The sequence below is a fragment of the Mycobacterium sp. TH-M25 genome (assembly GCF_057473665.1).
Map to the genome: position 1 here is coordinate 1 of NZ_JBYCLA010000123.1, position 10,526 is coordinate 10,526.

Sequence of the window (10,526 nt, forward strand, 5' to 3'; positions counted from 1 at the left end):
GGCCGTTGGTGGCCGGGCCGTCGGTGCTGAACACGTAGGGCTTCTGTTTGCCTTCGGCGAGCGCCCGCAGCCCCTTGACGGCTTCCTCGTGGTCGTGGGCCAACACCACCGCGCGCGAGCGGCCGTGGTTGCGGCGCGACAGCGCCCGCCCGATCGACTCCAGCGACGACGCTTGTCCCTGCGGGGATTCCATCCAGTCGGCGAGTTCGGCCGCGGCGGCCCGCTTGCGCGACGTCAGGAATGCCGACACCGCCAGCGGCACCACCGGCGCCGTGGCCTCCTCGGCGGCCAGCTCTTGCAGCGCAATCTCTTTGAGCCGCAGCGCTTCCTCGGTGACGCCGGGCAGCTCGTACTCGCCATCGGTGGGCTTGTCGCCGTCGATGAACTCGCCGTACTCATCGAACCGCATGCCGCCGACCAGCTCGACGTGCTCATCGGAGGCTGTTGCCTCAGCAGGCTTTTCGTCGGAAGGCTCCGTCGCACGCTCGACCACGTCGCGGGGCAGCACCTCACGCAGCACCACGTGGGCGTTGGCCCCACCGAAGCCGAAGCTGGACACGCCCGCAACCGCGTAGCCGCCATAACGCGGCCAATCCGATTTGGTGTCAAGGACTTTCAGATGCGATGCCTCGAAGTCGATGTAAGGGTTGGGCCCGGCATAGTTGATCGACGGCGGCAGCTTGCCGTGCTGCAGCGACAGCACCATCTTGGTCAGGCTGGCCGCACCGGCCGCTGACTCCATGTGTCCCACATTGGTCTTGATGGCGCCGAGGAGCAGCGGTTTGTCGGCTGGGCGGCCGCGACCGATCACCCGGCCCAGTGCCTGAGCCTCGATCGGGTCGCCGAGCACGGTGCCGGTGCCGTGCGCCTCGACGTAGTCGATGGTGCGCGGGTTGATGCCGGCGTCCTTGTAGGCCCGGCGCAGTACGTCGGCCTGCGCGTCGGGGTTGGGCGCGATCAGGCCGTTGGAGCGGCCGTCGTGGTTGACCGCGCTACCGGCGATCACCCCGAGGCTCGCATCGCCGTCACGGCGTGCGTCGTCGACCCGCTTGAGCACCAGCATCGCGCCACCCTCGGAACGGGTGTAGCCGTCGGCGTCGGCGGAGAACGACTTGATCCGGCCGTCGGGTGAGAGCACCTGGCCGATCTCGTCGAAACCGAGTGTCACGGCCGGGGTGATCAGCGCGTTGACACCACCGGCCATCGCGACGTCACACTCGCCGTTGCGCAGCGCCTGGATCGCCTGGTGGGTGGCGACCAACGAGCTCGAGCAGGCGGTGTCCACCGCGACCGACGGGCCGTGGAAGTCGAAGAAGTACGAAACACGGTTGGCCACAATCGAACTCGCGGTACCGGTGATCGCGTACGGGTGGGCGACGGTCGGGTCCGACATCGCCAGGTAGCTGTAGTCCATCACCGAGGTGCCGACGAACACGCCGACGGACTCCCCGCGCAGGCTGGACGCCGGGATGCGGGCATGCTCGAGGGCCTCCCAGGTCAGCTCCAGGGTCATCCGCTGCTGAGGGTCGACGTTGTCGGCTTCGGTCTTGGACATCGCGAAAAACTCCGAGTCAAAGCCTTTGATGTCGCTCAGGTAGCCGCCGCGGGTGCGCGCGTTCTTGATGCGCTCGGCCAGCCGTGGTTCTTCGGTGAACTCCGACCAGCGGCCCGCGGGCAGGTCGGTGATCGCATCGCGACCCTCCAGCAACGCCTGCCAGGTCTCGTCGGGAGTGTTCATGTCGCCGGGCAGTCGGGTGGCCAGTCCGACGACGGCGATGTCGACGCGCTCGACCGGACCGGTGCGGGTCCAGTCGGTGTCGTCGTGGTCCGCCTCGGTCTCGGGGTCGCCCTCGACGATCCAGGTGGCCAGCGACTCGATCGTCGGGTGCTCGAACGCGACGGCGATCGAGACCGTGACCCCGATGTGGTCCTCGATGTCGGCGGCCATCGCCACCGCGTCGCGGGACGACAGACCGAGTTCCACCATCGGCGTGGATTCGGCAATCGTGTCGGGCGACTGCCCAGTTGCCCGTGCGATCCAATCGCGCAGCCAGCGCCGCACCTCGGCGACGGTCATGTCGGTGCGAGCCTTCGGTGCACCGAAGTCGGTGGCCGCTGGGGAGTCGAGGTCGATGTCAGTCATGTTCGCGATCAATCAGTTTGGTCCGGAAATGCGTTCGGGGCGACAGTGCCGGCACGCAGGGTGCCGTCGAGGTAGGCGGCGCGGCAGGCGCGGCGGCCGATCTTGCCGCTGGAGGTCCGGGGTACCGATCCGGCCGTCACCAGCAGCAGGTCGCGCACGGTGACCCCGTGCCGGACGGCGATCGCCGCCCGGATGTCGTCGGCGATCGGTTGGTAGTCGAGCTTGTGCGCACCGGCGGCCCGCTCGGCGACGATCACCAGTTGCTCGGACGTGTCGTCCGGGTCGTACTTCAGCCCCGCATGCGGGTTGTCGAAGACAGCTTGCGGCAACTGGTTGGCCGGCACCGAGAAGGCGGCCACGTATCCGGTGCGCAGCGCCCGGCTGGCTTGCTGCGCGGATTCTTCCAAATCCTGTGGGTAGTGGTTGCGCCCGTCGACGATCACCAAGTCCTTGACGCGGCCGGTGATGTAGAGCTGGTCCTTGTAGTACGTGCCGTAGTCACCGGTGCGGACCCAGGTGCCGTCGTCAGGGGCGCCCTCGGCACGCGACGGCTCGGTGCGCGACTTGAGGATGTTCTCGAACGTCGCCCGACTCTCTTCTTTGCGGTTCCAGTATCCGACGCCCATGTTGTTGCCGTGCAACCAGACTTCGCCGATCTGCCCGTCGGGCAATTCGGTGGCTGACTCGGCGTCGACGATCACCGCCCACTGGCTGATCCCGACCTTGCCGGCGGAATCCTGCGCGACGCCGTTGGGCGCGTCGGCGGCCACCTCGACGAAGCGCTGGTTGTTCAGCGCCTCCCGGTCGACGTTGATGATCGTGGGCGACTCCTGCATCGGGGTGGTCGAGACGAACAGCGTCGCCTCGGCCAGTCCGTAGGACGGCTTGATCGCCTGCGGCCGGAAGCCGTACGGGCCGAACGCCTCGTTGAACTTGCGGATCGACACCGCCGACACCGGCTCGCTGCCGTTGAGGATCGCCTTGACGTTGCTCAGGTCCAGCGGCGGCTCGCCGTCCTTCGGCAGACCCCGCAGCGCGGCATGCTCGAAAGCGAAGTTGGGTGCCGCAGAAAGGGTCTGGCCGGTCTCGCCTTCCTTGCGCGCGAGCTCGCGGATCCACCGGCTGGGCCGGCGGACGAAGGCGGCGGGCGTCATGAAGGTAAAGCGGTAGCCGACGACCGTTGACAACAGGGCGGTGATCAGACCCATGTCGTGGAAGAACGGCAGCCAGCTCACACCGCGGTCGCCCTCCTGCCCCTCCATCGCGTGAATCACCTGGACCACGTTGGTGGGCAGGTTCAGATGCGTGATCTGAACGCCGGTCGGGGTGCGGGTCGAGCCGGACGTGTACTGCAAATAGGCGACCGTCTCCCGGCCGGCCAGGATCGGCTCCCAGGTCGAGGCGACGTCGTTGGGCACGGCGTCGACGGCGATCACGCGTGGCCGCTCCTTGGCCGGACGGCTACGGAAGAACTTACGCACCCCCTCGGCGGAGTCGCTGGTGGTCAGGATCGCCGCCGGGGTGCAGTCGTCGAGCACCGCGTGCAACCGGCCAACGTGCCCCGGCTCGGCGGGGTCGAACAGCGGCACCGCGATCCGGCCGGCGTAAAGCGTGCCGAAGAAAGCGGTGAGGTAGTCCAGGCTCTGCGGGCAGAGAATCGCAACGCGGTCACCCGGCTGGGTCACCTGCTGCAACCGGGCGCCGATCGCGCGGTTGCGCGCGCCGAACTCGGCCCAGGAGATGTCCTTGGCGACGCCGTCGCGTTCGGACGAGAAGTCGAGGAACCGATAGGCGAGCTGGTCGCCGCGCACCTTGGCCCACTTCTCGACGTGACGGACCAGGTCGGTGTTGTCCGGGAACCTGATCTGGCCGTCCTTGCCAAGGAACGGGTTGTGGTACGCCATGAATGCACTCCTGTCAGAACTGTTCTCGGCCGGCCGCAGTGCTGCGGTCGGGTCCGACGGCTAAATCCGACGGGGTCGGCCAGTCGGACTCCGCACGTTTCGCCTGCGCAGGGATGTCGCGAAGAGCAAACTTCCCAGATGGTACAGACGGCACGCCCGGCGATCCGCAACGCGTCGTAGCGATCGCCAGACGCAGCTGCTCTTAAATTTCTCTTAATGTTAGTGGGCGGCGCGTCGCGAACCAAATCTGAACGTACCTCTTGTCGCAACTGTGACCTGTGATGCCAGTTCAGCCGTGTCTGGGATGGGGCGCGTTCTCGATCGCGGTGTGCGCCCAGTTCAACGTCCACTCCGTGGCCGGCAGGCCGTCCAGACTCCAGAACTGGGTGGTGGCGTAGAGCGCGTGCACCGGCGCGCCCGCGCCGCCTGCGAGGATGTCCAGCGTCCGGGGGAGATTGGCCAGGCTGAACGCCTCCGGCGGGGCGGCGCAGATCAGGTCGCCAGGCCCGCAGATCTCGTTGGTCTTGCCGTTGAGCGCACCGAAGCCGCCTGGCCGGGGGCCCGTCATCGTCAGACCGAGGGTGGACAGCACCGGCACCTCCTGCAGGACGATCTCGGCGCCCTCGCCCGGCGGGTTCGGGCCGATCTCCTGACCCACCCCTTGCTGGCGACGGCCGTCGGCGATCAGGGTCACACCGAGCACCAGGTCGTCGTCGACTGGGCCGCGCCCATTGCCGACGTCGCTGGCGATGTCACCGGCAATCACCGCGCCCTGCGAAAAACCCACCAGCACATAGCTGGTCAGCGGGCATTTGGCGGTCATGTCCGTCATCGCCTTGACCGCAGCGCGGGTACCCTCGGCCCGGCTGTCGTCGTACGACATCTGCGGTGGGCCGCCCAACGGGTTACGGAACTGCGCGGTGTAGGGAACGGTGTAGGTCTCGACCCGGCTGGACTTGAATTGCTCACGGATCGGCCGGGTGACGTTGAGCAACAACGCCTTGGGGAACTGGACCGGGTCGAGTGGGTCGTCCTGCAGCGACGATTCCCAGGTGCCGGGGATCGCGAGCAGTTGCACGTCGGGGCAGCTGGAGTCCTGCGTGGCGGGCCGTGGCTTGTGCGGGTGCGAGGGCAAACCGCCGCTGGTCGGCGGCACGATGCTGGGCGGGATCGCGCTCGGCGCGCCCTGACGCTGACGCAGCACTCCCACGACGGCCGCGATGACCAGGCCCACCACCAACGCCACTGCGGCGGCGGCGATCAACGCCAGGATTCGACGACGGCGTTTCCGCCGCGATTTCACAGCCATGGTCTCCTGCTAGCAGAGTCGGTCGGTGGCACAGCCGACAGACCCAGCGCCGTCGAGCTTTCATTCACGGTACCGGCTCGCGGCACCACGATTGCCCGACGAGTCAGCGGATGGCGCCGACGATGTCGCCGGACATCGCGCCGAGCTGCGCGCTCCACGAACCCCAGTCGTTGCTGCCGCCGGCGAAGTCGAAGTGGCCGTTGTGCCCGCCGACGTTGCGGTACTCCTGGTAGAAGAACCGGGCGTCGCCCATCGCCGCGCCGGCCTGCCCGATCATGGCCGCCGCGTCGCCACCCATGCTCGTCGGGCTCCAGACCCAGATCCGCGAGTTGTTCTGCGCCAGCAGCATCGCGTGCACCTCGGGGTCATGCCACTTCCAGCGGCCCAGCTGCGGGGCGCCCCACATGCCGTTGCCGTCGACGCCGCCGAACTGCTGCAGGCCCGCCAGGATCGCGCCGTTCGTCGTGGTGTTCGACGGGTACAGGAAGCCCGACAGCGAGCCGGCATAGCCGAAGCGGTCGGGGTGGAAGCAGGCCAGCGCCATCGCACCGTACCCGCCCTGCGACGCGCCCACCGCGCCGTGCCCACCGGGGGCCAGACCCTTGTTTGCAGCCAGCCAGTCCGGCAGCTCCTGCGACAAGAAGGTGTCCCACTGCTTGCCGCCGTCGCGCTCCCAGTTGGTGTACATGCTGAAGGCGCCGCCCGCCGGGGCCGCCACCGATATCCCCTTGCCGGCGAGGGTGTTCATCGCGTTGCCCGCGGTCACCCAGTTGCTGACGTCCGGTGCGGCGTTGAAAGCGTCCAGCAGATAGACCGCGTGCGGGCCGCCGGCCAAAAATTGCACCGGGATGTCGCGGCCCATCGCCGCGGAGGGCACCATCAGCGTCTCGTAGCCGGCGGCCCGGGCCGCGCTCAGCTGTGTCCCGAGAAAGCCACCGACCGTCAGTACGGCGGCGCCCAGGAGCCGCAGCAGCATCGACAGACTTCTCATTCCTGACCTCGCTTGTCGCTCGACCGCCAACGCGGGAGCTGCAAGTCGGCCCCCGCTTCCGCAAGGTAGCTAATCACACCCAGTCGAAGCGGACGCCGGAAACGGCGAACGGCGACGACCTGGTGAGATCGCCGCCGTCGGCCGTTCCGTGCTGGGCTCAGGTGTGGCTGGGCCCAGATGTGGCCGGGCTCAGATGTGGCTGGGCTCAGGTGTGCTGGCCGGTCGCCGAGGCGGCCGGAGCGCCCGCGCCGGGGCCTGCACCCGGAGTAGCCCCGAGGTGCGCCTGCATGTCAGGAATCATGGCGCGCAGCTGAGCGCCCCAGTACGGCCAGTCGTGCGTGCCGTTGGCGTCGAAGTTGAACACCGCGTTGTTGCCGCCGGCGGCCTTGTAGGCGTCTTCCCACTTGATGTTGCTGGTTCGCACGAAGCCCTCGAGGAACTTGGCCGGCAGGTTGTCGCCACCGAGTTCCGACGGCTTGCCGTTACCGCAGTACATCCACACGCGGGTGTTGTTGGCGACGGTCTTGCTGACGTTGAGCAGCGGGTCGTTACGCGCCCACGCCGGGTCTTCCTTGGGCCCCCACATGTCGGCGGGCTTGTAGCCGCCGGCGTCACCCATGGCCAGACCGATCAGCGACGGTCCCATGCCCTGCGAGGGGTCCATCAGACCGGAGAACGAGCCGACCTCGATGAACTGCGCGGGGTGGTAGTTGGCCAGGTTCAGCGCCGAAGCGCCGGCCATCGACAGGCCGACCGCCGCACTACCTTCTTGCTTGACGCTCTTGGAGGCCAGGAACGCGGGCAGCTCGCTGGTGAGGAACGTCTCCCACTTGTAGGTCTGGCAACCGGCCTTGCCGCACGCCGGCTTGTACCAGTCGGTGTACCAGCTCGACTGGCCGCCGACCGGCATCACCGGGGACAGTCCGGACTGCAGGAACCACTCGAACGCGGGGGTGTTGATGTCCCAGCCGTTGAAGTCGTCCTGCGCACGAAGACCGTCGAGCAGGTAAACGGCGGGCGAGTTGGCGCCACCGCTCTGGAACTGGACCTTGATGTCACGCCCCATGGCTGCCGACGGCACCTGCAGGTACTCGACGGGCAGACCCGGCCGGGAGAACGCGTTTGCGTCCGCGGTCTGGCCCACGACGCCGATCAGGCCCGGCAGCAGAGCCGCCGCGGCAGCCCCTAGCGCGAGCCGGCGCGGCAAGCCATTTGCCGCGTCGCGAAACCTGTCAACAAGCCTCATTCTTGCTTCCTTATTCATTGTCGGGCCCAACTATGTGGGTCGGACTGCATCGCCCTGATTGCCGGCTTCTCAGTGGGCCGCTGCTTGGCCCGCATCGTTGCCGAGCGCGCCGGCCTTGGATGTCCGGTTTCCAGCAAGTCATTCGGACCTGCGTTGAAGCCGGACGGCGCAGCTGTGCTTCCGTAGTCAACCACATGTCGCGGTCTGAACTCTCATCGACGTAGGCCCACAACCGGTCCTCCGCCTGCGTGCGGGCCCGCTCATTTCGGCTGCGGACCACCACGCTGTGAATGTGCCGACGAGCGGTTGTTCGCCGATAAGACTACATATTCGGCATTGCTGGACGCTAATCGGACCGTGGCGCGCCGGTCGCACCAAATCGGAGCGAAAATTCTTCAGCCCATACTCTCGACCTTGGGCTATGGCCCGGTGGCGGGCACCCCGGCGTAGGGCGGACGGGCGAACGGCGGGCCGCTCGACTCCGGCACCACCAATCCGCACCTGATCAGCTCGTAGCGCGGGACGCGGTCGATACGGTAGCGGGTGAACTGCACCGAGTGCAGCAGGTTCGAGAAGAAGCGGTGGAAAGTCATTGGTCCGCGCACCGAATTCAGGACCTGCTGGGTGCCTTCGCATTTCAGCGCCGCCTCGGCCTGCTGGACGAAGTTCTGGTCCAGGTAGCCCGGCACCCCCGGGTACCACTTCACCCACGGCCCGTCCGCGATCACCCAGTCCGGGAAAAGGTTCTTATCGTGCCCGATCCGGCCGTGCTGCAACCGCGCGGTGTGCGCTGCCAGCGGATTGGCCAGCCCGATCTGGTCGATCACCCGGACATCGAGCCCGACATTCATGCCGACCATGCCGAGGTTGGTGAAAAAGACGGCGTGCGGGCCGTGTTGCGGCGGCGGGCCATCCTTGGGTGGGATGGGCGGGACAAGATCCCACTGGTCGTAATTGCCCGACGGCAGCAGCAGCGCGCCCTCCGGGGTGTTGTTGAGGGCCACCAGAACGGCGCGCATCCGGGGATAGTCCAGATAGTCGGCGGCCGTCAGCGGATGCGCGTGACCCGTTGCCTGAGCGTAGAACCGCCGCTCGTCGACGATGCCGCTGTAGCCGACCCGGGTGGCGCCGTCGCCCAGCCCGGGCGAATTGGCCGCCCACAGCGCCCAGCCCGCCACCGACATCCACAACGCGCTCACCGCGCCGGCCAGCCAATAGCCGGCCTCGCGCGACAGCCGGGTCCCCTCGGGCACCACCACCGGCACCACCGCGACCGGCGCGAGCAGACACAGCAGCGGGGCCAGCAGCACTCGGCCGTGCATGAAGTCGCCGCCCTGGCGGATCCAGTAAAGCGCCTGCAACAGCCCACTGACTACGATGAAAATCACGACCGCTGCGGGACTCTGCACTGTCCGCGCCAGCGGGCCACCACCCGGAGCCGTTGTGGCGGTGCTCAACTCGTCTTTATGACGGCGCGCGGAGACCCACAACAGCAGGCCCAGCCCCGTCAACAGCAGCATCGGCACCCACAGCACGTAGGGACCGTTGAAGTTCGAGAGATAGATCAGGCCCTGTGACCACTTGTCACCGGCAGCATCCTTGGCCAGCGCAGTGCCCGGAAACAGCAAGCCGTAATAGCCCATTCGGAAAATCTGGTAACCCACCGGCAGCAGGCCGCCGGCGAGAACGATCTCCAGCCGCCGCCGGCCGCCCCGGGTGGCGATCAGTACCATGATCAGCGCCCCGCCGCCGATCAGAGCCAACTCGGGACGCACCAGGACGCTGCAGCCGCCCACGAAAGCAAGCGCGAGCGTGAACACCCGTCCCGGTGGGCGGCCCTTCTTGGCCTGCGCCCAGCAGACCATCATCCACCAGAGCAGCCCGAGATAGGCCATCACCAAGCCACTTTCGAGACCCGAGGTGGCGAAATCGCGCGCGGGCGGCACCGCGATGTAGGCCAGCGCGCCGGCTGGCAGCATGATCGCGCGCCGGCCCACCAGGCTGGGCGCGAACAACCGGCCGGTGCCCAGCATCAGCATCGCCAGGCCAGCCAGGCTCAGCCCGAGCGCCAGCGCCAGCGCCACGTATTCCAGCTGCAGCGGCCGGGTCAGCGCGCTGACGGCATACAGCAGATACGTCCACACCACCGAGGTGTTGGCTTCGACCCGCTCACCGGAGTTGAACACCGGGCCATTGCCCGCCAACAGGTTTCGCACCGTGCGCAAGACGATGAGCCCGTCGTCGGCCATCCAGCGGCGCTGCCAGGCGCCCCAGCCGAACAACACGGTGACCACGGTGACGCTGACCCAGAGGCTGGCCCGGACCGTGACGTCGTAGGGGAATGCCGCGCTGCCCACCGGCTTGCGCGCCGGCCAGCGGGAGCGCGTTTCTGGACTGGCTTCAGCCGAGGATGACTGCGGCACCAATGGTTCCGATCCAGACGAGGAACAGCACCTGCAGCACCCGGTCGCGTAGCGCGATCTCCTCCGGCTCGCCGGCCACCCCGCCGTCGACGTCGACCGCCATGCGCAGAATCACGATCGTGAACGGCACCATCGACACCACGAACCAGCCAACCTCACCGTGTTCACGATCGAACGCCCACAGCCCGTAGCAGACCACCATCGCGGTGGCCGACAAAGTCCAGACGAACCGCAGGTAGGTGCTGGTGTAGTTCTCCAGCGACTTGCGGATCTTGGCCCCGGTACGCTCGGCCAACTGCAGTTCGGCGTAGCGCTTACCGGCCGCAATGAACAGCGATCCGAATGCCAGCACCAGCAGGAACCACTGCGTCAGGTGAATACCGGTCGCAGCGGCACCTGCGATGCCGCGGATCACGAAGCCGGACGACACGATGCAAATATCAATCACCGCTTGGTGTTTGAGGCCGAAGCAGTAACCCAGCTGGATCACGATGTAGACGGCCATCACCA

Annotated in this window: 7 protein-coding genes; all 7 read right to left on the minus strand. The window is 67.5% G+C overall.

Translation table 11 applies throughout. The features are described from left to right. Positions 1 to 2,077, minus strand: a 2,077-nt coding sequence (locus AC2VOU_RS04235) for a beta-ketoacyl synthase N-terminal-like domain-containing protein (protein ID WP_486956229.1), incomplete at its 3' end; no start/stop codon positions are given. Positions 2,078 to 2,151: 74 nt separating this feature from the next. Further along, positions 2,152 to 4,047, minus strand: coding sequence for a long-chain-fatty-acid--AMP ligase FadD32 (gene fadD32 / locus AC2VOU_RS04240; protein WP_486956223.1), 1,896 nt, complete (start codon positions 4,045 to 4,047; stop codon positions 2,152 to 2,154). Between the two features lie 289 nt (positions 4,048 to 4,336). After that, the gene (culp6, locus tag AC2VOU_RS04245) at positions 4,337 to 5,356 is read right to left on the minus strand and encodes a carboxylesterase Culp6 (protein WP_486956224.1); all 1,020 of its coding nucleotides are present in this window, start codon (positions 5,354 to 5,356) and stop codon (positions 4,337 to 4,339) included. Between the two features lie 103 nt (positions 5,357 to 5,459). After that, on the minus strand, positions 5,460 to 6,347 hold the full coding sequence (locus tag AC2VOU_RS04250; protein WP_486956225.1) for an esterase family protein: 888 nt from the start codon (positions 6,345 to 6,347) through the stop codon (positions 5,460 to 5,462). Positions 6,348 to 6,552: 205 nt separating this feature from the next. Then, on the minus strand, positions 6,553 to 7,593 hold the full coding sequence (locus AC2VOU_RS04255) for an esterase family protein (protein WP_486956226.1): 1,041 nt from the start codon (positions 7,591 to 7,593) through the stop codon (positions 6,553 to 6,555). A gap of 419 nt (positions 7,594 to 8,012) precedes the next feature. After that, positions 8,013 to 10,016, minus strand: coding sequence for a terminal beta-(1->2)-arabinofuranosyltransferase (aftB, locus tag AC2VOU_RS04260; RefSeq protein WP_486956227.1), 2,004 nt, complete (start codon positions 10,014 to 10,016; stop codon positions 8,013 to 8,015). After that, on the minus strand, positions 9,994 to 10,526 hold a 533-nt coding region (locus AC2VOU_RS04265), incomplete at its 5' end, for a decaprenyl-phosphate phosphoribosyltransferase (RefSeq protein ID WP_486956228.1). The genes AC2VOU_RS04265 and aftB, both read right to left, overlap by 23 nt.

Bases quoted from the DNA above. Each gene is read 5' to 3' on its own strand.
- fadD32 (WP_486956223.1), bottom strand. From the start codon at position 4,047: ATGGCGTACCACAACCCGTTCCTTGGCAAGGACGGCCAGATCAGGTTC.
- AC2VOU_RS04255 (WP_486956226.1), bottom strand. From the start codon at position 7,593: ATGAGGCTTGTTGACAGGTTTCGCGACGCGGCAAATGGCTTGCCGCGC.
- AC2VOU_RS04250 (WP_486956225.1), bottom strand. From the start codon at position 6,347: ATGAGAAGTCTGTCGATGCTGCTGCGGCTCCTGGGCGCCGCCGTACTG.
- culp6 (WP_486956224.1), bottom strand. From the start codon at position 5,356: ATGGCTGTGAAATCGCGGCGGAAACGCCGTCGTCGAATCCTGGCGTTG.